The following is a 23,064-nucleotide window of genomic DNA, read 5'->3' on the forward strand; positions in this document are numbered from 1 at the left end:
TGGGAGATTGAAAGTGACGTTAGCGCCTGAACGGGAGGTCAAAGGGCAGAGCCTTCGCCCGAGCAGCGTTGTCGATGGTGTCTATGACAACATCTATCACCGCCTCATGTCGCTTGAGATCACGCCCGGCGCACGCATTCCGATAGACGTTCTGGCACGAGAAATGGGCGTGTCGCAAACGCCGATCCGAGAGGCGCTAAGCCGCCTGGAACGTGAAGGTCTTGTGCGCAAGGAGCATCTTGTAGGCTATAGCGCGGCACCTCAGTGGACGAAAAAGCAATTCCAGGATCTCTATGATTTCCGCCTTCTGGTCGAGCCGGAGGGGGCCAGGCTTGCGGCCATCAACATGACACCCGAGGCTTTGCGGCATCTTGAAAATTCTGCGGCAGACATGGGCAATGGCGATATGCCTGTCGATCGCAATACCCGGTATTCACGCTTTGCTCGAGCGGATGCGCATTTTCACGATGCCATCCTCAAGATTGCCGGAAACGATGTGATCCGGAACACACTTTCGAACCAGCATGTGCATCTTCATATCTTCCGACTGATGTTTCATACACGTGTGACCCAGGAGGCTCTCGAGGAGCACGAGAACCTGCTCATTGCTTTTCGATCTGGAGACCCGCAGGCGGCTTTTGATGCCATGCGCATTCATATCGAGCGCTCACGCGACCGGCTGCTTTCGGCTTTCGAATGAACGCGGTCCTTTCTCCTCAACCCTTGGCGCCGTCGGAAAATTCGGCCGTCGCGGCGCTCCGGGCCGATTGCCTGAGCAAAACCTACGGCCAGATCACGGTTCTCTCGGATGTGACGCTTGATGTCCGTCCTGGAGAGGTTCACGCCATCATTGGTGAAAACGGCGCGGGCAAGTCGACGCTGATGAAGCTGCTGTCCGGCCACGTCGCGCCGACGGAAGGCCGGTTGCTGATGGATGGCAAGCCGATCGAATTCCGGAGCGCGGTGGAGGCGGAGGAGGCCGGGATCGTGCTGGTTCACCAGGAAATCCTGCTGGCTCCAGATCTAACCGTCGCAGAAAACCTGTTTCTGGGGCGTGAAATTGGCCGCGGCCTGATGGTCGATGATCGAGCCATGAACAGGCGGACAGCCGAACTGCTGGCGAAAGTTGGCTCAACAGCGCGTCCGCGCGATCATGTTGGCGCATTGCCGCTTGCCCAGCGCCAGCTCGTGCAAATCGCGCGTGCGATTCTGGATGACCGAAAAGTTGTCATCCTTGATGAGCCGACCGCAGTGCTGGCCAATGATGAAGTGGCGGCTCTGCTCGGGATTGTCAGGATGCTGCGCGATCATCGCGTAGCCGTCCTTTACATCTCCCATCGCCTTGACGAGGTACAGGCCTTGGCTGACCGGATCACCGTCCTGCGGGATGGCCGCATGATCGGTACCTGGCCAGCTGCGGGCTTGAGCCAGCGGGAAATGGCCGAGCTTATGGTTGGACGTGAACTGGAGATGCTTTATCCCCATAAGCGTCCGCCGGCAGAAGCGGCACCTATTCTTTCGGTCAAGGATCTGACGGTCGATCATGGCACCGACAGCACCAGTTTCGGCGTCCGGCCGGGCGAGGTGCTTGGCATAGGCGGCATGATCGGTGCTGGCCGGACCGAATTGATTGAGGGGTTGATGGGCCTTCGTCCGTCGCAGGCGCAAAGCGTCGTGCTCAACGGCAAGGATATTAAGCATCGTTCGGTGCGCACGATGATGGAAGCCGGCCTCGTCTATCTGACCGAGGACCGGAAGGGAAAGGGCCTGCTTCTGGAGGAGAAGCTTGGCCCAAACCTGACGCTCCAGGCGCTCGATACCGTCAATCCGGGCGCCGTTCTCGACAAGCGGGAAGAGCGGTCGCGCCTTGAGAAAGTGGTCGCCGACTACGACATCCGTGTGCGCTCGCTTCGGCTTGAAGCCGGCAAGCTTTCCGGAGGCAACCAGCAGAAACTGTTGTTGGCCAAGGTCATGCTGGCCGATCCCTGTGTCGTGATAATCGACGAGCCGACGCGCGGTATCGATATCGGCAATAAGAGTCAGATCTACGACTTCATCGACGCCATGGTGCGGGCGGGCAAGGCCTGCATCGTCATCTCGTCGGAGATGCCGGAGCTGGTGGGGCTCGCAGACCGCATTCTCGTGATGCGGGCGGGCAGGATTGTTGCCGAACTGAGCGGCACTGAAATCAATGAGGAAAATGTCGTCTACGCTGCCACGGTCGGTGGGCGCGATGACGTCGGGGAGGACGAACATGACCGCAGCTACCGCAACAATCATACCCACTGACGAAGGAGGCCGCATCCGCTGGGCGGACCTTGCACCCTTCATCGCGCTTGCGTTGATCGTGCTCATGGGCGCTTTGGTGAATTCCAACTTCGTCGCCTCCGCGAACCTGATCAACGTCATTACCCGCAGTGCCTTCATTGCGATCATCGCGGTTGGAGCAACCTTCGTCATTTCGTCAGGTGGCCTGGATCTTTCGGTCGGTTCCATGATGGCCTTCGTCACTGGCATCATGATCATGGTGATGAATCACCTGGCTCCCTCATTCGGCCCTTGGGCTATTCCGATGGGGGCCGGGATTGCCCTCGTCGTCGGAGCCCTATGTGGTCTCTTCAACGGTCTCATCGTCACGATCGGTAAGATCGAGCCATTCATCGTCACGCTTGGCACGATGGGCATCTTCCGGGCATTCATCACATTCATGACGGATGGCGGCTCACTGCCGATCGACCGGGCTCTGCGTGAGGCCTATCGGCCGGTGTATTTCGGGAGCCTCTTCGGCATACCCTATCCGGTTCTGATCACCTTCGTCGTGGTCATGGTGGGTGCGTTCCTGCTCTACAAGACCAAGTTCGGCCGACGGCTGACCTCTGCAGGATCGAATGTCGAAGTCGCCCGCTTTTCTGGTGTCAACGTCGCCGCCGTGCGAACGATCGCCTATGTGATCCAGGGCATTTGCGTTGCCGTTGCGGCCATCTGCTACGTGCCGCGCCTTGGTGCCGCGACACCGACGACCGGTCAGCTCTGGGAGTTGCAGGTCATCACAGCCGTCGTCATCGGCGGCACCCTTCTGCGCGGCGGACGGGGACGCATTGGCGGCACCGTGGCCGGCGCGCTTATCATCGAGGTCATCGCCAACGTCATGGTGCTTTCGGACATGGTCTCCGAATACCTCGTTGCCGCCGTGCAGGGCGCCATCATCATCATTGCCATGCTGGCACATCGCTTTACTGCCAACCGCTGAAAACAGCACTGACTTCAAAGGAGGAGAAAATGAAGTCTATGATCCAGAAAGCTGGTATTTTGTTATCGACCGCAGCATTGGCCCTTGTCCTGCCACTTGGCAGCGCACAGGCCGAAGACAAAATCACGATGGCCGTTTCCATCCCGGCGGCGACGCATGGATGGACTGGGGGCGTCGTCTATCACGCCGAGCAGGCGGAAAAGGAGCTGGAGGCCGCCTTTCCTAACATCGACGTCGTTCTGTCCACCGCGTCTTCTGCAACAGCACAGGTTTCAGCGCTCGAAGACTTGGCCGCCAGCCGCAAACTGGACGCGCTCGTGATCCTGCCTTTCACCTCGGAAGAGTTGACCGGTCCTGTCGAGCAGATCAAGCAGAACGGCACGTTCATTTCCGTGGTTGACCGCGGCCTTACCGATCCCAGCGTTCAGGATCTTTATGTCGCCGGCGACAACATCGCCGTCGGCGCTAATACGGCGCACTGGCTCGTGGACAAGCTAGGGGGCGAGGGCAAGATCGTCGTGCTTCGCGGTATTCCGACCGTTATCGATGATGAGCGCATCAAAGGCTTCTCCGATGTCGTCGCCAAGTCGAACATCAAGATTTTGGACATCCAGTATGCCAACTGGAACCAGGACGAAGCCTTCAAGCTGATGCAGGATTATCTTGCCAAATATCCCAAGATCGATGCTGTCTGGGCCAATGACGACGACATGCTGCTGGGCGTTCTCGAAGCGGTGGACAATGCTGGCCGCAAGGATATCAAGTACGCGCTTGGCGGCAATGGCATGAAACAGGTCATCGAGATGGTAAAGGAAAAGAACGAGCGCACGCCGATCTCGACGCCCTATCCGCCGTCGATGATCAAGTCGGCGATGTACATGACGGCTGCCCAGTTCACCGGACAGGCACCGGTACGCGGCTCGTTCCTGCTCGGTGCACCGCTGATCACGCCTGAGAACGCCGACCAGTTCTACTTCCCGGCATCACCATTCTGATGCGCAACGGCGCCCGTTTGATCCGGGCGCCGACCATTCAATTTCAACAGGAGATATATTATGAGCGGTAAGAAGATCCTCATGCTGACCGGCGAGTTCACCGAGGAATATGAAATCTTTGTATTCCAGCAGGGGATGGAAGCGGTTGGACATACGGTCCACGTCATCTGCCCTGACAAGAAGGCCGGCGATCGCATCAAGACTTCGCTGCATGATTTCGAGGGCGATCAGACCTACACGGAAAAACTCGGCCACTATGCCGACATCAACAAGACATTCTCGGAAGTGCGTGTCGAAGAGTATGATGCGGTCTATGCGGCGGGCGGTCGTGGTCCGGAATATATCCGCACCGACAAGCGCATTCAAGATATGGTCCGCCACTTCCATGACACCGGCAAGCCGATCTTCACGATCTGCCATGGCGTGCAGATCCTGATGGCGGTTCCGGGCGTACTCAAGGGACGCAAGGTCGCGGGCCTCGGCGCCTGTGAGCCGGAAGTCACAGCCGTTGGCGGCATCTATATCGACGTCAAGCCCACGGAGGCTTATGTCGATGGCAATATGGTATCGGCCAAGGGCTGGACGGGTCTTGCCGCTTTCATGCGAGAGTGCCTCAATGTGTTAGGCACGAAGATTACGCACGCCTAACGCCAGGAAAGCCTGAACCTTCCGCCCTCAAGTTCTCTGTTCGGGGCGGAACGATGTCCCGAAGCCGACGTCGCGCCTTCAGTCGCGATGTCGGCTCAGCCAACTGCGAAGCTCCTGGTCTTCCCGTTCTAGGGATGAGACGTTCAATAGTTTTCGCAGGATCGCCACGCTCACGGCTCGCGCTCTCAGATTAAAGGTACCTTCGTCTCCAGCTGTGCCATAGGGTCGGTAGACCTCGAGCTTCGCGTAGAGTTGTTGGAGCCGGTTCTGTACGCTCCGCAAGGAGAGGTTTCGTCGACGCGCGATTACAATGTCGGTCAGACCAAGGGCAATATCCAGCAGCACCTCGTATTCGCTCTCCGTCAATCTGCCAGTGTGCGCCTGGCTCCGTTGTTGCAAACCGCGAACTTCTCTGTCAATGACACATTGGCTCTCGATGAAGATCGAGCGCAGCGCCAGTTTCAGCCGGTCATCGGAGGCCGATTTCAACACATAACCATAAGCGGCACCTTCGGGTACGATGCGTGAAACGCCGCGCACATAGGCTTCGTCGGCGTAGTTTGACCAGAACAGGATACGGGTGTCAGGCCGCTCCTTCCAGATGGTGCGGGCAGCCTCGATGCCGTTGCGGGCATTCATCTGCAGGTCCATGACGATATGGGCCGTCTTGTTTTCCCGTGCGAGCTTCTCGCCAGCGCTGCCATTCTCGGCCTCGATGACGTGGTCGCATTCCGGGAGTGCAGAGCGTACGGCTTCGTTGAGATAGGAGCGGTGAAGAGGGTCGTCCTCGACAATCAAGACCTGCATGTCATTCATTCCGAACGGGTGGCCGAGACGGGAGCCGTCTGTGAAATCGGCAGGCTGACCTCAACGGAGGTTCCGCCGCAGTCTTTGTTACGCACAACCTCGAAGCGGGCGGAGATCAGCCTTGCGCGGGTACGCATATTGTCGATGCCGCTGCCCTGTCGCTTCTGGCCCGGCGGAACGCCCGTGCCATTATCGCGCACCGCGATACGGAGATTGGCCGGCGTGGCGCATAATTCGACGGCGATTCGTTTGGCATTGGCATGGCGGATGGAGTTGTTGATTGCTTCCTGGACGATGCGGAACAGCGCGGTCGCGACATTCTGCGGCAATGCGTCGATCACACCATTGGTCTTGTCAGAGATGTTCCAATCGACGGCCAAGCCGCTGTCGCGGACCGAGCGCTCCAGATGGTTCTCGACCGCCTGGGCGAAACCGAAGAGTTGCAGCACCGTCGGACGGGCCTCCTCGATGATCTGGCGGACATCGTGCATGCAGTGCTGGACACTGCGGATGATCGGATCGAGTTCCTCTGAAGAGACGGTCGGCGCGTTTGCTAGTTTTTCCAGCTTGCGAGACAGCCTGGTAAGGTCGGCCAGCGTTTGGTCGTGCAAATCCATACCGATGCGTTGGCGTTCGGTCTCCAGCGCTTCGGTAAGCCGCAGCGCGCCGAGTCTTAGCCCTTCTTCACGAGCGCGCGCCTCGGCCTCGACAATCGCCGAGGCTCGGGCCTGCTCGGCGGCGCGCAAGGCGTAGAAATATGGTGCCAGCAGGTCTCCGATCGAACGGGCCTTTTCGAGATCTTCGGACGTGTAGATGCCGATTTTATGGCTTGAGCATGAGAGCGCACCGATGATCTTGCCCTGGACCTTCAACGGCACATGCAGGCGCGCGCGAAGATTGCCCTCGAAGATTGGCGCAGAATAGGAGCCTTCATAGTGAAAGCGCGGGTCCTCGCAGGCATTGTCGGTCAGCATCGTCTCGACCTCGCCATAGAGCAGGCTGCGGATTGGGCTGTTGGAAATCGGCGCCGGCGGTTTTTGACTCCAACTCGTTTCGAAGGGGCTCTCGTGGGCGGTGTGATACTTGCCATCGAGCGTTATGATACAGACATCCATGTGATCATGCGGGATGATGTGGCTGACCTCGGTCGCCACGGCGCGTATGACGGAATGGAAATCCAGCTGACCGGCCAGCAGACGCGAAATGGTCAGGTATTGACCGAGAAGGGCCGATGATATCGGGTTGAGCATGTCGGGACCTCCTCCCGTTTCCCAATCGCCCATGCTGCTCATATATTGAGGTAAGGGCACCGTCCAGTCTTGCGGGTTCCCGCATATTTTCTGCGCGAACCCGCAGATTGCATGCCGTGTCCCGCCTAGGCAGCCATGCCGTTATCGGCCATCATGCTCTTACTGAGGACATGTGCTTAGGACAAGGACCTCGGTGCAACAACAGTTTCGGTGCCGTGAGGAGACGGTATTGAAATGCGGCCGGGAAGAGGGCCGACCAGAGGGAGAGAGATTATGAACATCAGGAAGATACTCCTGGCGTCAGCAGCCGTGCTCGTCGCCGCAATGCCGATGTCCGCATCCGCCGATACGTCGGATAAGAAAATTGCGCTTTCCAACAATTATGCCGGCAACTCCTGGCGCCAGGCCATGCTTACCAGTTGGGACAAGGTGACCAAAGAAGCTGTACAGGCCGGCGCGGTTGCGGCCGCCGACCCGTTTACGACAGCCGAGAACCAGGCGACCGAGCAAGCCGCCCAGATCCAGAACATGATCCTTGAAGGCTATAATGCCATCGTCATCAACGCCGCTTCGCCGACCGCACTCAACGGCGCCGTCAAGGAAGCCTGCGATGCCGGTATCGTTGTCGTGTCCTTCGACGGCATCGTCACCGAGCCTTGCGCCTACCGTATCGCGGTTGATTTCAAGGCAATGGGGCTGAGCGAAGTCGAATATCTCGCCAAGAAGATGCCTGATGGCGGCAACCTCCTCGAAATTCGCGGCCTTGCCGGTGTTTTCGTCGATGATGAAATCTCCGCAGGCATCCACGAAGGCGTGAAGAAGTATCCGCAGTTCAAGATCGCCGGTTCGGTCCATGGCGATTGGGCGCAAGACGTGGCCCAGAAGAATGTCGCCGGCATCCTCCCAAGCCTGCCCGAAATCGCCGCCGTGGTCACACAGGGCGGTGACGGTTATGGTGCTGCGCAGGCATTTGCCGCCGCCAAGCGTCCGACCCCGCTCATCATCATGGGCAACCGCGAGGACGAATTGCAGTGGTGGAAGCAGCAGAAGGATGCAAACGGCTACGAGACCATGTCGGTCTCGATCGCGCCGGGCGTCTCGACGCTCGCCTTCTGGGTCGCCCAGCAGGTGCTTGACGGCCAGAAGGTGCCGCAGGATCTCGTCGTGCCTTTCTTGCGCATCGATCAGGACAATCTCGAAAAGAACCTCGAGACCACCCAGAAAGGTGGCGTCGCCAATGTCGAATACTCGCTCGACGACGCCAAGAAGGTGATCGCGGACGCGTCAAAGTAGGAACGCGCATTGCCGCCTTTGGCGCGACAGACTCGGATTGCCGGCGTGGACAAATCGCCGGCAATCGTTTCAGCTTCCTGAAATTCAAGCGTAACCGGGTTCATGACTGACGCCGCCCAGAATATCTCCGTCGTAGCTGCTAAAAGGGTCAAGGTCCATTTCGGCGCGGTCAAGGCGCTGGACGGCGTGGATCTTGCGATCGCGCCCGGCGAGTGCGTTGGCCTTGTCGGCCACAACGGCGCCGGAAAATCCACCATCGTCAACGTCATCAATGGTGGGCTTGCGCCGCATGACGGCGCGGTTCGCTACGGCGGCCGCGACGCAGGCACGGGTATTGCCACTGCACGGGCTAATGGCGTGCGCTGCGTTTTCCAGGAACTCTCGCTCTGCCCGAACCTGACGGTGGTCGAGAACACCCGTGTCATGCATCCAGAACTGAAGGGCTTTGGCTGGCGCGGCCGGGCGCTCTCGATCATCCGTGCCAAGCTCGACGAGATGTTCCCCGGCCATCATATCGATTGCACCGCCGCCGTCGGAGATATCTCGATCGCGGAGCGGCAGATGGTCGAAATCTCCATCATCTTCGCTAGGGTGCATGAGGCACCGCGCCTCGTCATCCTCGACGAGCCCACGTCCTCGCTCGATGCCGGTCTCGCCCGGCAGCTGATGGACTATGTTCGGAAATTCGTCGGTAGCGGCGGTTCGGTGCTGCTGATCTCGCATATTCTTGGCGAAATTCTGTCCACTGCCGACCGCATCGTCGTCATGAAGGACGGCAAGGTTGTCGCCAGCCGCCAGGCGTCGATGTTCGATGTCGGCAGCCTCGTGCAGGCCATGGGGAACGTGGTCAAGGAGCAGGCACGCAACGCCCTTGCCGTTAAGTCCAGTGGCAGCCCGCTGGTCGATCTACCGGCTATCCGGGGCAGGGGTCTGCCGTTTCGAGCCTATAAGGGCGAGGTGATCGGCCTTGCAGGTCTTGCCGGCCACGGCCAGACCGACATGCTGCTGTCGCTCTACCGCACGCTCAGCAGCGACTGGTTCCCAGGTCGCGGCGACGAGGTGGCTTTCGTCGCTGGCGACCGTAGCCTCAACGGTACGTTTCCGCTGTGGAGTATTCTCAACAATCTTTCGATCTCGTCGCTCGGCAGCTTCGCCACCGCGGGTTTCGTCAAGCGCGACCATGAAAAGGCGTTGGGTGAGGACTGGAAGACGCGGATCGAAATCCGCACGCCCGACATGAGGAACGGCATCCTGTCCTTGTCAGGCGGCAATCAGCAGAAGGTGCTCTTTGCCCGGGCGCTCTCCACTCGCGCCAATATGGTGCTGATGGACGACCCTATGCGTGGCGTTGATGTCGGGACCAAGCAAGAAGTCTATGCCATGCTGCAAACCGAGGCAGCGGCGGGCCGCACCTTCATCTGGTACTCGACCGAGATGGATGAAATTCGCCTCTGCGACCGCGTCTATGTCTTCCGCGACGGCGCGATATCGGCCGAGCTTACGGGCGAGGAGATCACCGAGGACAGAGTGCTGGAAGCTTCTTTCGAGGGAGAGGCGGCATGATGGGCCTGAGTTCCTCGACCATCCGCCAGATCGTGCCGGCGCTGTCGCTTGCCGTGCTGCTCGGCGCAGTCTTCTACATACAGCCGCGCGCCATGGGCTATACGGGTCTGAACCTGCTGTTCAATCTCGCCGTGCCGATCGCGCTCGCGACCGTCGCCCAGATGATGATCATGGCTGTCAACGACCTTGATCTCTCCATGGGCACTTTCGTCAGCTTTGCCGCTTGCGTCACCGCCACTTTTCTGCAATCCGATCCCGTCATCGGCATCCTGATCCTGGCGGGCGCGATCGCGGTTTATGCCGTTCTCGGCGTCGTGATCTACCTCAGGGCGTTGCCCTCGATCGTCGTGACGCTCGGCATGAGCTTCGTTTGGGGCGGGCTCGCGGTGCTGATCTTGCCGGCACCTGGAGGCACGGCGCCGGAATGGGCGCGCTGGCTGATGACGTCGAAGCCGCCTTTCGTACCGATGGCGATCGTCGCCTCCATCATCATCGCCGTCATCGCCCACTTTGTGGTGATGCGTTCGACCTTCGGCGTGCTGGTGCGCGGCGTCGGCGGCAATGCCCGATCGGTGGAACGCGCCGGGTGGTCCGTGCTGGCGATCCGCGCCGGCGCCTATGCGACGGCCGGTTTCCTCGCTGTTCTCTCCGGCATTCTGCTCGTCGGCCTCACGACTTCCGCGGACGCCAATATCGCGCTGCGCTACACGCTGCTGTCCATCGCCGGCGTGATCCTCGGCGGGGGCGAGTTTGTCGGCGGGCGGGTATCGCCTGTCGGCGCCGTCATCGGCGCGCTGACGCTGGCGCTGGCCGGCTCGTTCCTGTCTTTCTTACGGATTTCGCCGGACTGGCAGATCGGCGCGCAAGGGGCGATCCTGATCATCGTGCTCGGCGTCCGCCTGCTGCTCAACCGGTCAGAAAAACGGGAGAAGCGAGCATGAGCTTCGCGTCGCGCCATCCCTGGATCTGGGCTTATCTCGCCACAGCAATCGTATGGGTCATCACCATTCTGTTCACCGGCGGCACCAGCGCCGGCGGGTTGACCCAGGCCGCCTTCACCTTTGCTGCCTTCTCGGTGGTCGTGGGTATCGGCCAGATGTTCGTGATCACGCTCGGACCGGGCAATGTCGATCTCTCGGTGCCCGCCACCATGACGCTGGCCGGTACGCTCTCGCTGAAATACATGGATGGTGGTGATGGCATGCTTCTGGCTGGCCTCGGCATCGCCGTCGCGGTCGGTGTGGTTGTCGGCATCTTCAATTACACGCTGATCAAGCTCTTGCGCATCCCGCCGATCATCGCCACGCTGTCGATGAGTTTCATCGTGCAGTCGACGGCCATCTGGTCGAATCGCGGTCTTCGTGTGAAGCCGCCGGAAAGCCTCGCCAGCTTCACCACTTCGGATATCGGCGGGATCCCGAACATCGCCATCGTCGCCGTCCTGCTCGCCGTCGTCGCCTGGCTCCTGCTCGAAAAGAGCATCTATGGCCGCTGGATTTCGGCCATTGGCCAGTCGCAATTCGCAGCCCGCATGGCCGGGATACCCGTCGATGGCACGCGCTTCATCACCTATATGCTCTGCGCCGTGCTGGCCGCGATCTGCGGCTTCCTGTTTGCAAGCTTCTCCGGCGGTGCAGCGCTCAATATGGGGGCGGAATATCTGCTGACTTCGATCGCCGTCGTCGTCATCGGCGGCTCGGCGGTAGCCGGCGGCAATTCCAATGTGCCGGGTATCTGGGGCGCGTCGCTCTTCATGTTCCTTGTCGTCTCGATGCTCAACACCTACGGCTTCGGCGCGGGTGTCCGGCTCATCCTGACGGGTCTTATCATCATTTCAGTCATTCTGGTCGCGAGTGGCAAGTTCAAAACTGACCGCTAGAACCGACCAGTCTCGGGGAGGGAAAATGACTTCACCTTCGATTTACGAAATTTACGATCCGCGCTTCCGCCATCTGGTCGTCGGCAGCGCCGGGCTGGACGAACTCTATTCCGATTGCCGGTGGGCCGAGGGGCCGGTCTGGTTTGCCGATCTCAACTGCCTGCTCTGGAGCGACATCCCCAATGAGCGGATGATGCGCTATTCGCAGGATTGCGACGTCTCGGTGTTCCGGCCGCGCTCCGATTTCACCAATGGCAACACGCGCGACAACCAGGGTCGGCTGATCTCCTGCCAGCATGGTACGCGCCGCGTCGTCCGCACCGAGCTCGATGGCACGATCAACGTGCTCGCCGACAGTTACGAGGGCAAGCGGCTGAATTCGCCCAATGATGTCGTGGTCAAGTCGGACGATACGATCTGGTTTACCGATCCGAGCTACGGCATCATGTCGAACTACGAGGGCTTCAAGGCCGATGAGGAACAGGCAACGCGCAATGTCTATCGCCTCGACCCCAAAAGCGGCAAACTGACCGTCGTCGCAAACGATTTCGGTCAGCCCAACGGCCTTGCCTTTTCGCCCGACGAATCGAAACTCTATGTCGCCGATTCCTGGTCCAGCCATGATCCGAATTGGCCCGCGCATATTCGCAGCTTCGACGTTCAGGCGGATGGCACTTTGAGGGGTGGCGAGGCGCTTTGCGTGACCGACAAGGGGCTGCCGGACGGTTTCCGCGTCGATGTGGCGGGCAATATCTGGTCCAGTGCGGGCGACGGCGTGCATTGTTTTGCGCCCGACGGCACGCTGCTCGGCAAGATCCTGGTGCCGCAGACGGTGTCCAACATCACATTTGGCGGTCCGCGGCGAAACCGGCTTTTCATCACGGCCACCAAGTCGCTCTATGCGGTCTATACGGCGACGATGGGGGCGCGGTTATGCTGAGATCCGGACAATGGGAAAGCGGAAGCCGCCAGCCCCTTTCCAGATAGTGGCGAACCAGGAATTGAGAGGCGTTGCGAGATTGACGCAACAAGCCTTCGTTGCGTTCAATGATTATGCCGAGGTGGCACATTCGAGATCTGCCGGAACGTGTCCGAATGCCGGATGGTGGCGCCGTCAGCCAATTGTGTCACCGTCTGGCGGTAAAGCATCTGCCAGGGGGTGGCGTCGGCCGGGACGGGCGGAATGCCATCGTTTTTCCGCCGCGCGATTTCCGCATCATCAACCAACATGTCACACCGGCCGGCGTTGAAATCGATCCTGATGGTATCGCCGGTCCGGACATAGGCCAGGCCGCCGCCGGCAGCACTTTCCGGTGAGGCATTGAGGATGGATGGGCTGTCGGCGGTTCCCGATTGCCGGCCATCACCGATCGTTGGCAGACTCATGATGCCGCGCTTCAAAAGGTGGTCGGGCGGCTGCATGTTGACGACTTCGGCCGAGCCGGGCCAGCCGAGCGGACCGGCACCCCGGATCACAAGGATCGAACGTTCGTCGATGGCCAGCGACGGGTCGTTGATCCGCTTGTGGTAATCCTCGGAGCCATCGAACACCACGGTCTTGCCTTCGAACACGCCCTCATGGCCGGGATCGCTCAGGTAACGTCGGCGGAAATCTTCCGAAACGACGCTCATCTTCATGATGGCGAAATCAAAAAGATTGCCCTTCAGCACGAGGAAGCCGGCGCGTTCGCGCAAGGGTTCCCCATAAGGTCTGATCACCTCGCGGTCATCGGACTGACGTCCTTGAAGGTTCACGGCCATCGTATTGCCGGTAACGGTCGGACACTTCCCGTCCAGCTTGCCTGCCTGAAGCAGCTCCCACATGATCGCAGGCACGCCGCCGGCGCGATGGAACCGCTCGCCGAGATAGGCGCCCGCAGGCTGCACATTGGCGAGCAGAGGGATATCGAAGCCGTGAACCTGCCAGTCGTCAGGCTTGAGATCGACGCCGGCATGCTTGGCCATCGCCATGAGATGCGGCTGGGCATTGGTCGATCCGCCGATCGCCGAATTCACCCTGATCGCGTTGAGGAAGGCGGCGAGGGTCAAGATATCCGACGGACGAATGTCCTGCAGCACCAGTTCCACGGCCCGTCGGCCGGTTCGATAGGCCATCTGGCCACGCTCGCGATAGGCGGCGGGAATGGCCGCGCAACCGGTCAGCGACATGCCGAGCGCCTCGGCCATAGCATTCATGGTGGACGCGGTGCCCATCGTGTTGCAGTGGCCGATGGAAGGCGCCGAACTCAGCGCCGCCTCGAGAAACTCTTCGCGATCGATTTCGCCGGCGGCGTACTTGCGGCGCGAGCGCCAGATAACCGTGCCGGATCCGACCAGATCACCATCATGGTGACCGTCGAGCATCGGACCGCCTGAGAAAACGATCGCTGGAATATCGACGGTCGAGGCTGCCATGAGCGCCGATGGCGTGGTCTTGTCGCAGCCGGTCGTCAGAACCACCCCGTCAAGCGGATATCCGTAGAGGATTTCGACCAGCCCGAGATAGGCGAGGTTGCGATCGAGTGCTGCGGTCGGGCGCTTGCAGTTTTCAAACAGCGGGTGGGTCGGAAACTCGATCGGAATGCCGCCGGCGTCGCGAATGCCGTCTCGCAATCTTTTGGCGAGGTCGAGGTGGTGTCGGTTGCACGGGTTCAGGTCGCTGCCCGACTGGGCGATCCCGATGATCGGCTTGCCGCTGCGCAGTTCCTCCGGTGTCGTGCCGTAGTTCATGAAGCGCTCGAGGTAGAGCGCGGTCAGATCGAGATGATCCGGGTTGTCGAACCAGTCCTGCGAACGCAGCCGACGATTTTCCTTCTGGTCTTTGCTCACCGGACCTTCTCCCCCTGGTCGTCGTTGGTTTTTTCGAGATGCAGCAGCAGGCCGCTATGATCGGTCTCTGCGTGCCCATCGGCAACGAAATTCCGGAATTCGTCCCGTATCACTGATGTCAGCGGCAGGTCGAGCCCGAACAGCTCCGACATGGCCGCCACGGCATCCAGATCCTTCAGTTGCAAGCGGGACGACCCTCCGGGCTGGAATGTGCGATCCACCATCCGCTTGCCGTGAAGCTCCAGAATGCGGCTTTCGGCAAATCCGCCCCGGATCGCATCACGGAATTTGCCGCGATCGGCACCACCAGCCTGAACCAGCATCATCGCCTCCGCAACGGCGCCGATGGTGATGGCAACGATTTGCTGATTGGCAAGCTTGCAGATCTGGCCGGCGCCCGCGGGGCCGACATGGGTGACGCGGCCGAGCGGCGCGAATACGTCGTGCAGTTCCGCGATGACCGAGCCGTCGCCTCCGGCCATGATCGCAAGCGTGCCCGCTTCAGCACCGACCGTGCCGCCGGAGACCGGAGCATCGATATGATGCACCTGTCGTTCTGCAAGCATTTCGGCATGGGCGCGTGCGATCGGCGGCGCAATCGACGATGTGTCTATGATAACGGCGCCGGCCTTGAGTACCTCCGCCACCCCTTGGTCGATCAGGACATTGCCGACGGCAACGCCATCGCTCAGCATGGTGAAGACGATCTTGGCATCGCGCGCGGCATCGGCGGCAATGGTCGCGACGACCGCACCTTCCGCAGCCAAAGCCTCCGCCTTGGAGCGATCACGGTTCCAGACCGTGACGGCATGACCGGCCTTCAAGAGGCGGCGGGCCATCGGTGCGCCCATCAGGCCGGTTCCGAGAAAGGCGATGCGTCGCCCCGTTTCTCCCGTTCGGATCGTCATGACAGGCTGCCTTCTAGTTCGTCTTCGATATGGACACGGATGATGTCGTCGAAAGATTTTTCGGCGGTGAAGCCGAGCGCGGTTGCCCGCTTGGCCTCAAAGCCTGGCCCCCAGCCGGCGCACATGCGCATGATCATCTCATCAGGCTCCCGCCGGATCAGCGCCACGGCCTTCTCGCCGGCAGCGCGGCGCAGCGCTTCGATCTGCTCGCCGACGGTCGCGCTGAGCCCCGGCATGGACAGGTTGCGCCGCGGGCCGACCTTCTCGACATCGATCGTCGCACCATGGATGAGAAAACCGACGGCGGAGCGGGGCGATGCATGCCAGTGGCGTACGTCGTCCGGCACGGGCAGAACGGCTTCCTGCCCGACGAGGGGTTCACGCAGAATGTTCGAGAAGAAACCGGACGCCGCCTTGTTCGGCTTGCCCGGGCGAATGCAGATCGTCGGCAGGCGAATTCCGATGCCTTCTAAGAAGCCGCGCCTCGAAAAGTCCGAGAGCAAAAGCTCGCAGATCGCCTTCTGCGTGCCGTAGCTTGTCAGCGGCGTGGTGTGGAATTCGTCAGGAATGGGATAGGGCAGGGGAGCACCGAATACGGCGATCGAGGAGGTGAAGACGACGCGGGGCTTGTAGCCATCCTCGCCATGGGCAAGGCGGATCGCGTCGAAGAGGAAGCGCGTGCCGTCAAGGTTGATGCGATAGCCCTTGTCGAAATCGAGTTCCGCTTCACCCGATACGATGGCCGCGAGGTGGAAAATAACATCTGGCCGTCCGGTGATAAGCCGCGTCGCTTCGCCTGCAGCCGAGAGGTCTGCCGTTTCCAGCGTCACCTTGCCGGCGAAACCTTGCGGCCGTTTCGGCGTGACGACATCAACGAGCGTCATGCTTTCGATCTGCCGGTTGTCCAGTGTCCCGTCTTTGGCGAGCCTCTGCGCCAGCTTGCGCCCCACCATGCCGGCGGCCCCGATAATAAGAATGTCCATCTTTTTTCCTCCCATCGAGCGAAACGCCAATCCGACGAAAAAAGGCGCTTACCAATAAAATATATTGTAAGGTTGTCTGATAACCTTATATCGTGCGTTTGAAAATAGCATATTTGATTGCGGCGGCGTGTCGATCGACAGTTTTCGGTGCAGACAGGAAGTGAGGACGGCGTGAGTGAAATTGGCCCGGCCATGGACCTCGACCAGGAGAGGCATGCCGTCGATACCCTGATTCAGTCCCTCGGGGACGATATGGTTCTGTCGGGCGAGGCGATCGAAAAATATTGCCGGGACTGGCATGGAGACGTGACGTCCGGGGCGGTCGCGGTTTTGCGTCCGCGCACAACGGAAGAGGTTTCCGCAGCCGTAAAGGCTTGCGTCTCCCTCGGCCTGTCGATCGTTCCGCAGGGGGGCAACACGGGTCTGGCGCTCGGAGCAATTCCCGACCGGCCGGAAGATCAGGTGGTGATCAGTCTTGAGCGAATGAACAAAATCCGCCGGATTGATGCTGACGATTTCTCCGCTGTTGTGGAGGCTGGCTGCATCCTGTCGGAATTCAAGGACGCGGTCGCGCGGGATGGCATGTTCTTCCCGCTGGCGCTTGGCGCGCAGGGCTCCTGCCGGATCGGCGGCAATGTGTCGACCAATGCCGGCGGTATCAACGTCTTGCGCTACGGGATGACCCGCGAGCTGGTGCTTGGCCTTGAAGCGGTCTTGCCGGACGGTTCGATTTTTGACGGATTGTCGACGCTCCGCAAGGACAATCGCGGCATCGATCTGAAACAGCTCTTTATTGGTGCGGAAGGGGTGTTCGGCATCATTACCGCCGTCGCCGTAAAATTGACGCCGGAACCGGATCAGATCGCGACGGCGCTGCTCGGGCTCAACTCGCTCGACGATGCGATCACGCTTTTCCGCCGCGCGCGTCGCGATTGCTGCGACCTGATGTCCGCCTTCGAGTTCATGCCGCCACTGGCTTTCGTTCTCGCCCGCGAGGCAATTCCGGACCTTGCGATGCCGATATCCGGCGATTATCCCGCCTATGCGCTCCTGGAGATATCCGGTTCTGGCCTTGTCGATATCAACGACCTGATGGAGCGGTTTCTTGGTGGCGTGATGGAGGAGGGGCTTGTTCCGGACGGTGTGATCGCAAGATCCAAGGCGCAGGCGCGCAACCTCTGGCTATTCCGCGAAGGGATGAACGAGGGGCAGGCCAAGCGCGGGACGCATCTGCGCACTGACGTTTCCGTCCCGCTGTCGCGCCTTTCCGGCTTCGTGCGCGATGCCGAACAGGCCGTGGGAGCGGCGGTGCCGGACGCCACTTGTGTTTCCTACGGTCATGTCTGCGATGGCAATGTGCATCTGAACGTTTTGCCGCCGGGCGGACTGTCCCGCGCGGAGGTCGAGGCGCGCATCCACGATGCGAAGAAGGTGATCAATACGGTCGTCGATACCTATCGCGGCTCGATCAGTGCCGAGCACGGTATTGGCCGCCTGAAGAAGGCAGACTATGAGATGCGTATTCCGCCGATCCGGCGGGGATTGGTGGCGGCGTTGAAAAAGGCTGTCGATCCGCAAGGCGTGATGAATCCGGGTTGCCAACTGGATTTCGAGCGGCATTCATAGGCGGTAATGTGGTGGGGCGGAAAAGGCATGTCATTGGATTTTGGACAGATCAGGCGCAACGAGCATCTTCCGGCACGAATTGCCGCCCAGATCGCCCGTGAGATCACGGACGGCCGTATTCCGCCGGGGAGCAAGCTGCCGACCGAACATTTTCTCGCCAGCAGTTTCGGCGTCAGCCGCTCGGTGGTGCGCGAGGCGATCGCCCAGTTGCGAAATGAGGGTCTGGTTGAGACCAGACAGGGCGTCGGAGCCTTCGCAACCGAGATCAAGGCGCGCCAGTCGATCCGCATCGAGCAGGACGATCTTCATGACCGCGCGAGCTTCCGGGATCTGTTCCAGTTGCGCATGCCGCTTGAAATCGAAGCCGCAGGTCTTGCAGCAACGCATCATGTCGATAGCGATCTGGCGAAGCTTGACGAGGCCTTGGCCAGCATGATGGGGGCGGACAAATGGACGGATCAGGGAATCGTTGCCGACCTGATCTTTCATCGTGTCATCGCGGCTGCGACAGCCAACGAATATTTCGCCTTGTTCGTCGGCTTTATCGCGGAGCGCATCAGTCTGGCCATCAGCGCGGCGCGGGCCGCGGCGGTCCTCGAGGAAATTGTAGAACTGACGATTGCCGAGCATGTGGCGATCCGCGATGCGATTGCCAGCCGAGATCCGAAACGTGCGCGCGAGGCGATGAAGCAGCATCTGCTGGGTGCCGCCAATCGGCTGGATCTGACGCTTGAGGCGGACTGAAATCTTCCGGTACTGGCCGCTTGCCGTTTTTACCGAAAGTGCCATCTTCCCCAGGACGTCATTTGTCCGATGATCTTCGGCGCTGGACAGCGCAGGGAACTATGACTACAAAGCAGGTTCATGATTGTCAGACATCCTGACAATCTGGCAAGATGGCGGGAGACCATCGTGTCGTGGATACGGGGAGGTTTCGCTTGAGTTCGACCACATCACTTCGAGCGGCGGATATTCTGCCTGAAGATGCCGCAGATGCGTTGCTTGTCGGCCGCGTCTGGTCGAATTCGGTTGACGGTCCTTGTCCGGTACTGGTCAGGGGTGAGCGGCTTCTCGACCTGTCTTCGGTTTCCGCCACCGTTTCCGGACTGCTTGAACTGGAAGATTTTGCCGGCAAGCTGCAGGCGGCGGTTGAACTTCCCGATCTCGGCTCGATTGATGATTTCTTATCGGGTCAGGCTGGCCAATTGCTGGCTCCGATCGATCTACAGGCGGTCAAGGCGGCCGGGGTTACATTTGCCGACAGCATGCTTGAAAGGGTGATCGAAGAGCAGGCGAAGGGAGACGCATCCCGCGCGTCCGATATCCGCAAGCAGCTGGCGCCGGTTTTGGGCGATAGTCTTCGCGGTGTCGTGGCCGGGTCTGAGCAGGCTGCACGGGTAAAGGAACTTCTGCAGGAGATGAACCTCTGGTCGCAGTACCTTGAGGTTGGCATCGGGCCGGACGCCGAAATCTTTACCAAGTCGCAACCTATGTCGGCGGTCGGCTGCGGTTGGATGGTCGGTATCCATCCGATCTCTCAATGGAACAACCCCGAACCGGAAGTGGCCCTCGTCCTGCGTTCAACCGGCGAAATCGTCGGCGCCACGCTCGGAAACGATGTCAACCTTCGCGATGTCGAAGGGCGTTCGGCGCTGTTGCTCGGCAAGGCGAAGGACAACAACGCCTCGTGTTCGATCGGCCCTTTCGTTCGACTGTTCGATAGCAAATTCACACTGGAAGAACTCGGCAGAGTCCGCGTTGCCCTATCCGTCGAGGGCAAGGACGGTTTTCGCATGACGGGCGAGAGCCCGATGGAAGCGATCAGCCGCAAGCCCTCGGATCTTGCCCGTCAGCTGCTGAACCGCAATCACCAGTATCCCGATGGCGCCGTTCTTTTCCTCGGCACTATGTTTGCACCCGTGAAGGATCGGCGCGGCGCGGGCCAGGGATTTACGCATGAAATCGGCGACCGGGTGGAAATTTCGACGCCTCTGCTCGGCCGTCTAGTAAACTGGGTTGATCGCAGCGATGCTTGCCCCGAATGGACCTTCGGCGTGGGTGCGCTGATGAAAAATCTGGCCAAGCGCGGCCTGTTGTAACGCAAACTGGGAGGGACGCGTGCAAAAGGTAGTCGACCATTTCTACAAGGGTCTCGAATTCCTGCTGATCATCCTGCTTTCGGGCATGGCGATCATGGTCTTTGTAAACGTCATCATGCGCTATGCGATGAACTCCGGGCTGACGGTGTCGGACGAACTCGCGCGGTACTTTTTCATCTGGCTCACATTCATTGGCGCCGTCGTGGCATTTCGGGAGCACGGTCACCTGGGAGTGGAGACACTCGTGGCACTGCTGGGGCGCAAGGGGCGCATCTTTTGTATGATCCTCAGCAATCTGGTAATCATCGCCTGTTCGGCCATCTTTTTCTGGGGCACCTGGATACAGCTGCCGATCAACTGGAGCATGAAGGCTCCGGTGACCGGCCTTTCCATGGGCTTCGTCTACGGCAGTGGTTTCTTCACCGGCTTCTGTTGCGTGATCATCGCGCTGGAGCGCCTTTTCCGTCTGGTGACAGGCCGGGTGACACAGGAGGAGCTTGAAGCCTTTGCAGGCGAAAACCTGACGATCGAACAGATGGCGGAGCGAACCTGATGACACTTTTCGTTTTCGTCGGTTCCCTCATCGGTGCCATGGCAATCGGCGTGCCCGTCGCGTTTTCCTTGATGTTCTGCGGTGTTGTTCTCATGTGGTACATGGGAATGTTCAACACGCAGATCATTGCGCAGAACATGATTGCGGGTGCCGATACGTTCACTCTGCTCGCCATCCCTTTCTTCATCTTGGCCGGGGAACTGATGAATGCCGGCGGCCTGTCGCGGCGCATTATCGATTTTGCCATTGCCTGCGTGGGGCATATTCGTGGCGGCCTGGGCATCGTCGCGATCGTCGCGGCACTGATCATGGCCAGTATTTCCGGTTCGGCCGCCGCCGATACTGCAGCACTCGCGGCCATTCTCATCCCGATGATGGCAAAGGCAGGCTATAACGTTCCGCGCTCGGCAGGCCTGATTGCCGCGGGCGGCATCATCGCCCCCGTCATTCCCCCATCGATGGCCTTCATTGTCTTCGGCGTTGCCGCCAACGTGTCGATCACTCAGCTTTTCATGGCGGGCATCGTGCCGGGACTCATGATGGGTCTGGCACTGGTCGGCACATGGTTGATTGTCGTGCGAAAGGACAATGTCCAGCCGTTGCCGCGTGCTTCGGGTGCAGAGCGCCTGAGGGTGACAGGTCGAGCTTTGTGGGCACTCGGAATGCCCGTCATCATCCTTGGTGGCATCAAGGCCGGCGTCGTGACACCGACGGAAGCTGCCGTTGTCGCAGCAGCCTATGCGCTGTTCGTCGGCATGGTGATCTACCGGGAGCTCACGCCGAGGGAGCTTCCACGGGTTATTCTTCAGGCGGCCAAGACCACCTCCGTCATCATGTTCCTGGTCTGCGCGGCGCTCGTTTCCGCCTGGTTGATCACCGCCGCCAACATCCCTGCGGAAATTACCGGCCTCATCGAGCCGCTGATCGACCGTCCGACCCTGCTGATGTTCGTTATCATGATCTTGGTGCTGATCGTGGGCACGGCCCTGGACTTGACGCCGACCATCCTGATCCTGACACCGGTGCTGATGCCTATCATCAAGCAGGCGGGGATCGACCCTGTCTATTTCGGCGTCCTGTTCATCATGAACAACTGCATCGGCCTTCTGACGCCACCCGTCGGCGTTGTTCTCAACGTTGTCAGCGGCGTCGGCCGCGTTCCCCTGGGCAAGGTAACGGTCGGTGTCTGGCCGTTCCTGCTCGCCCAAACGCTCGTGCTTCTGCTCCTGGTCCTGTTTCCGGATCTGGTTATCGTACCGGCTCGCTGGCTGCACTGAGGCCAGAAAGCCACTTCAGTTTCAACATGCATGGGAGGATATCATGCGAAAACTGCTACTTGCCACGACTGCCATCGCCTTCACGCTGTCTGCGTCCGCGCCGGCATTCGCCGAATTCACTGAGCGCAACATCCGTGTCTCCAATGGCATCAATGCCGATCACCCGGTCGGTAACGGCATCGAGGCGATGCAGAAATGCCTTGACGAAAAATCGGGCGGAAAACTGAAGCTGACGGCATTTTGGGGCGGTGCTCTCGGTGGCGACCTGCAGGCAACCCAGGCACTGCGCTCCGGCGTCCAGGAAGCCGTGGTGACGTCCTCTTCGCCGCTCGTCGGCATCGAGCCGGCGCTCGGCGTCTTCGATCTGCCGTTCCTCTTCTCCACCGCGGAGGAAGCCTACAAGGTGCTGGACGGCAAATTCGGCGAGATGATGAACGAGAAGCTGGCGGCCGTGGGCCTCGTCAATCTTGCCTATTGGGAAAACGGTTTCCGTAATCTTTCCAACTCGGTTCGTCCGGTGAACAAATGGGAAGACCTGGAAGGCATGAAGGTTCGCGTCATGCAGAACAACGTGTTCCTCGATACCTTCCAGAACCTTGGTGCCAATGCGACGCCCATGGCGTTCGGCGAAGTCTTCTCAGCTCTCGAAACCAAGACGATCGATGCGCAGGAAAACCCGTACGTGACCATCGACACGTCGAAGTTCTTCGAGGTGCAGAAATACGTCACCCAGACCAACCACGCCTATACGCCATTCCTTTTCCTCTTTTCCAAGGCGATCTTCGATACCTACTCGCCCGAGGAGCAGGCCGCTTTGCGGGAATGCGCTATCGTCGGGCGTGACGTCGAGCGTCAGGTCATCGGCGATCTGAACAAGAAGTCGCTGGAGAAGATCAAGGCCGCCGGTCTCGAGGTGAACGAGCTTTCGCCGGAAGAGCAGGCCCGCATTCGCGAGAAGTCTATGGTCGTCTATGAAAAGCACAAGGCGGAGATTGGCGCCGATGTCGTCGATGGCATCCTCGCCGAGCTTGCCGCAATCCGCAAGTAAACGGACCCTATTTCGGCATGATCGTCATGGGAGCCCGCTGCGTTGTCAGCGGGCTC

General features: G+C 60.1%; 21 protein-coding genes. 16 read left to right on the forward strand and 5 right to left on the reverse strand.

The features are described from left to right. Positions 1-13: 13 nt before the first annotated feature. The 5 genes from ASC96_RS17385 to ASC96_RS17405 are packed head-to-tail and all read left to right on the forward strand — an operon-like array spanning position 14 to position 4,893. Positions 14-700: a GntR family transcriptional regulator gene (locus ASC96_RS17385; RefSeq protein ID WP_156397613.1), complete on the forward strand. Its 687-nt coding sequence runs from the start codon at positions 14-16 to the stop codon at positions 698-700. Further along, on the forward strand, positions 697-2,289 hold the full coding sequence (locus ASC96_RS17390; RefSeq protein WP_060504401.1) for a sugar ABC transporter ATP-binding protein: 1,593 nt from the start codon (positions 697-699) through the stop codon (positions 2,287-2,289). Before ASC96_RS17385 ends, ASC96_RS17390 begins: the two co-directional genes overlap by 4 nt. Continuing rightward, on the forward strand, positions 2,255-3,250 hold the full coding sequence (locus ASC96_RS17395; protein WP_060504402.1) for an ABC transporter permease: 996 nt from the start codon (positions 2,255-2,257) through the stop codon (positions 3,248-3,250). Before ASC96_RS17390 ends, ASC96_RS17395 begins: the two co-directional genes overlap by 35 nt. A 29-nt stretch (positions 3,251-3,279) precedes the next feature. Then, on the forward strand, positions 3,280-4,245 hold the full coding sequence (locus tag ASC96_RS17400; protein ID WP_082512138.1) for a substrate-binding domain-containing protein: 966 nt from the start codon (positions 3,280-3,282) through the stop codon (positions 4,243-4,245). Between the two features lie 60 nt (positions 4,246-4,305). After that, entirely contained in the window at positions 4,306-4,893 is a 588-nt protein-coding gene (locus ASC96_RS17405; protein ID WP_060504404.1) for a DJ-1/PfpI family protein, read from the forward strand. Positions 4,894-4,971: 78 nt separating this feature from the next. Here ASC96_RS17405 and ASC96_RS17410 read toward each other — a convergent pair whose 3' ends face one another. Further along, on the reverse strand, positions 4,972-5,700 hold the full coding sequence (locus ASC96_RS17410; protein WP_060504405.1) for a response regulator transcription factor: 729 nt from the start codon (positions 5,698-5,700) through the stop codon (positions 4,972-4,974). A gap of 5 nt (positions 5,701-5,705) precedes the next feature. Next, positions 5,706-6,950 carry a sensor histidine kinase gene (locus tag ASC96_RS17415; protein WP_060504406.1) on the reverse strand — a complete coding sequence of 415 codons (1,245 nt, stop codon included), beginning with the start codon at positions 6,948-6,950 and terminating at the stop codon, positions 5,706-5,708. Between the two features lie 273 nt (positions 6,951-7,223). Between ASC96_RS17415 and ASC96_RS17420 the strand changes: the two genes are divergently transcribed. The 5 genes from ASC96_RS17420 to ASC96_RS17440 all read left to right on the forward strand — a co-directional run bounded on the left by ASC96_RS17420 (position 7,224) and on the right by ASC96_RS17440 (position 12,625). Further along, positions 7,224-8,243 carry an ABC transporter substrate-binding protein gene (locus ASC96_RS17420; RefSeq protein WP_060504407.1) on the forward strand — a complete coding sequence of 340 codons (1,020 nt, stop codon included), beginning with the start codon at positions 7,224-7,226 and terminating at the stop codon, positions 8,241-8,243. Between the two features lie 102 nt (positions 8,244-8,345). Further along, on the forward strand, positions 8,346-9,806 hold the full coding sequence (locus ASC96_RS17425; protein ID WP_060504408.1) for a sugar ABC transporter ATP-binding protein: 1,461 nt from the start codon (positions 8,346-8,348) through the stop codon (positions 9,804-9,806). Beyond that, positions 9,806-10,747, forward strand: coding sequence for an ABC transporter permease (locus ASC96_RS17430; protein WP_060504409.1), 942 nt, complete (start codon positions 9,806-9,808; stop codon positions 10,745-10,747). Before ASC96_RS17425 ends, ASC96_RS17430 begins: the two co-directional genes overlap by 1 nt. Then, on the forward strand, positions 10,744-11,685 hold the full coding sequence (locus tag ASC96_RS17435) for an ABC transporter permease (protein ID WP_060504410.1): 942 nt from the start codon (positions 10,744-10,746) through the stop codon (positions 11,683-11,685). The genes ASC96_RS17430 and ASC96_RS17435 overlap by 4 nt, the downstream gene beginning before the upstream one ends. Positions 11,686-11,710: 25 nt before the next feature. Further along, positions 11,711-12,625, forward strand: coding sequence for an SMP-30/gluconolactonase/LRE family protein (locus tag ASC96_RS17440; protein ID WP_060504411.1), 915 nt, complete (start codon positions 11,711-11,713; stop codon positions 12,623-12,625). A 104-nt stretch (positions 12,626-12,729) separates the two neighbouring features. Here the strand turns inward: ASC96_RS17440 and ASC96_RS17445 are convergent, their stop codons facing one another. Genes ASC96_RS17445 through denD form a run of 3 tightly spaced genes read right to left on the reverse strand, consistent with a single transcriptional unit; the run spans position 12,730 to position 16,405 of the window. Continuing rightward, entirely contained in the window at positions 12,730-14,514 is a 1,785-nt protein-coding gene (locus ASC96_RS17445; RefSeq protein ID WP_060504412.1) for an IlvD/Edd family dehydratase, read from the reverse strand. Beyond that, positions 14,511-15,422, reverse strand: a complete 912-nt coding sequence (locus tag ASC96_RS17450; protein WP_060504413.1) for an NAD(P)-dependent oxidoreductase — start codon at positions 15,420-15,422, stop codon at positions 14,511-14,513. The genes ASC96_RS17445 and ASC96_RS17450 overlap by 4 nt, the downstream gene beginning before the upstream one ends. After that, complete coding sequence (gene denD, locus ASC96_RS17455; protein ID WP_060504414.1) at positions 15,419-16,405, reverse strand: D-erythronate dehydrogenase; 987 nt, start codon at positions 16,403-16,405, stop codon at positions 15,419-15,421. The genes ASC96_RS17450 and denD overlap by 4 nt, the downstream gene beginning before the upstream one ends. A 192-nt stretch (positions 16,406-16,597) precedes the next feature. On the opposite strand from denD, the gene ASC96_RS17460 reads away from it, so the two are divergent. The 6 genes from ASC96_RS17460 (at position 16,598) to ASC96_RS17485 (ending at position 23,008) form a co-directional block, all read left to right on the forward strand. Next, on the forward strand, positions 16,598-18,031 hold the full coding sequence (locus ASC96_RS17460; protein WP_060504415.1) for an FAD-binding oxidoreductase: 1,434 nt from the start codon (positions 16,598-16,600) through the stop codon (positions 18,029-18,031). Positions 18,032-18,058: 27 nt separating this feature from the next. Further along, positions 18,059-18,775, forward strand: a complete 717-nt coding sequence (locus ASC96_RS17465) for a FadR/GntR family transcriptional regulator (RefSeq protein ID WP_060504416.1) — start codon at positions 18,059-18,061, stop codon at positions 18,773-18,775. A 152-nt stretch (positions 18,776-18,927) separates the two neighbouring features. Then, positions 18,928-20,130, forward strand: coding sequence for a fumarylacetoacetate hydrolase family protein (locus ASC96_RS17470; RefSeq protein ID WP_060504417.1), 1,203 nt, complete (start codon positions 18,928-18,930; stop codon positions 20,128-20,130). 19 nt (positions 20,131-20,149) lie between these two features. After that, positions 20,150-20,683 (forward strand): TRAP transporter small permease, encoded by a 534-nt coding sequence (locus ASC96_RS17475; RefSeq protein WP_060504418.1) that lies wholly within the window; start codon positions 20,150-20,152, stop codon positions 20,681-20,683. Beyond that, positions 20,683-21,960: a TRAP transporter large permease subunit gene (locus ASC96_RS17480; protein ID WP_060504419.1), complete on the forward strand. Its 1,278-nt coding sequence runs from the start codon at positions 20,683-20,685 to the stop codon at positions 21,958-21,960. Before ASC96_RS17475 ends, ASC96_RS17480 begins: the two co-directional genes overlap by 1 nt. A gap of 43 nt (positions 21,961-22,003) precedes the next feature. Then, positions 22,004-23,008, forward strand: a complete 1,005-nt coding sequence (locus ASC96_RS17485; RefSeq protein ID WP_060504420.1) for a TRAP transporter substrate-binding protein — start codon at positions 22,004-22,006, stop codon at positions 23,006-23,008. Positions 23,009-23,064 lie beyond the last annotated feature (56 nt).

Source organism: Rhizobium sp. Root1204 (assembly GCF_001424965.1).
Taxonomy (GTDB): domain Bacteria; phylum Pseudomonadota; class Alphaproteobacteria; order Rhizobiales; family Rhizobiaceae; genus Pararhizobium.

Bases quoted from the DNA above. Each gene is read 5' to 3' on its own strand.
- ASC96_RS17390 (WP_060504401.1), top strand. From the start codon at position 697: ATGAACGCGGTCCTTTCTCCTCAACCCTTGGCGCCGTCGGAAAATTCG.
- ASC96_RS17460 (WP_060504415.1), top strand. From the start codon at position 16,598: ATGGACCTCGACCAGGAGAGGCATGCCGTCGATACCCTGATTCAGTCC.
- ASC96_RS17435 (WP_060504410.1), top strand. From the start codon at position 10,744: ATGAGCTTCGCGTCGCGCCATCCCTGGATCTGGGCTTATCTCGCCACA.
- ASC96_RS17470 (WP_060504417.1), top strand. From the start codon at position 18,928: ATGGCGGGAGACCATCGTGTCGTGGATACGGGGAGGTTTCGCTTGAGT.
- ASC96_RS17395 (WP_060504402.1), top strand. From the start codon at position 2,255: ATGACCGCAGCTACCGCAACAATCATACCCACTGACGAAGGAGGCCGC.
- ASC96_RS17405 (WP_060504404.1), top strand. From the start codon at position 4,306: ATGAGCGGTAAGAAGATCCTCATGCTGACCGGCGAGTTCACCGAGGAA.
- ASC96_RS17430 (WP_060504409.1), top strand. From the start codon at position 9,806: ATGGGCCTGAGTTCCTCGACCATCCGCCAGATCGTGCCGGCGCTGTCG.
- ASC96_RS17440 (WP_060504411.1), top strand. From the start codon at position 11,711: ATGACTTCACCTTCGATTTACGAAATTTACGATCCGCGCTTCCGCCAT.
- ASC96_RS17410 (WP_060504405.1), bottom strand. From the start codon at position 5,700: ATGCAGGTCTTGATTGTCGAGGACGACCCTCTTCACCGCTCCTATCTC.
- ASC96_RS17450 (WP_060504413.1), bottom strand. From the start codon at position 15,422: ATGACGATCCGAACGGGAGAAACGGGGCGACGCATCGCCTTTCTCGGA.
- ASC96_RS17420 (WP_060504407.1), top strand. From the start codon at position 7,224: ATGAACATCAGGAAGATACTCCTGGCGTCAGCAGCCGTGCTCGTCGCC.
- ASC96_RS17415 (WP_060504406.1), bottom strand. From the start codon at position 6,950: ATGCTCAACCCGATATCATCGGCCCTTCTCGGTCAATACCTGACCATT.
- ASC96_RS17485 (WP_060504420.1), top strand. From the start codon at position 22,004: ATGCGAAAACTGCTACTTGCCACGACTGCCATCGCCTTCACGCTGTCT.
- ASC96_RS17465 (WP_060504416.1), top strand. From the start codon at position 18,059: ATGTCATTGGATTTTGGACAGATCAGGCGCAACGAGCATCTTCCGGCA.
- ASC96_RS17400 (WP_082512138.1), top strand. From the start codon at position 3,280: ATGAAGTCTATGATCCAGAAAGCTGGTATTTTGTTATCGACCGCAGCA.
- ASC96_RS17425 (WP_060504408.1), top strand. From the start codon at position 8,346: ATGACTGACGCCGCCCAGAATATCTCCGTCGTAGCTGCTAAAAGGGTC.
- denD (WP_060504414.1), bottom strand. From the start codon at position 16,405: ATGGACATTCTTATTATCGGGGCCGCCGGCATGGTGGGGCGCAAGCTG.
- ASC96_RS17480 (WP_060504419.1), top strand. From the start codon at position 20,683: ATGACACTTTTCGTTTTCGTCGGTTCCCTCATCGGTGCCATGGCAATC.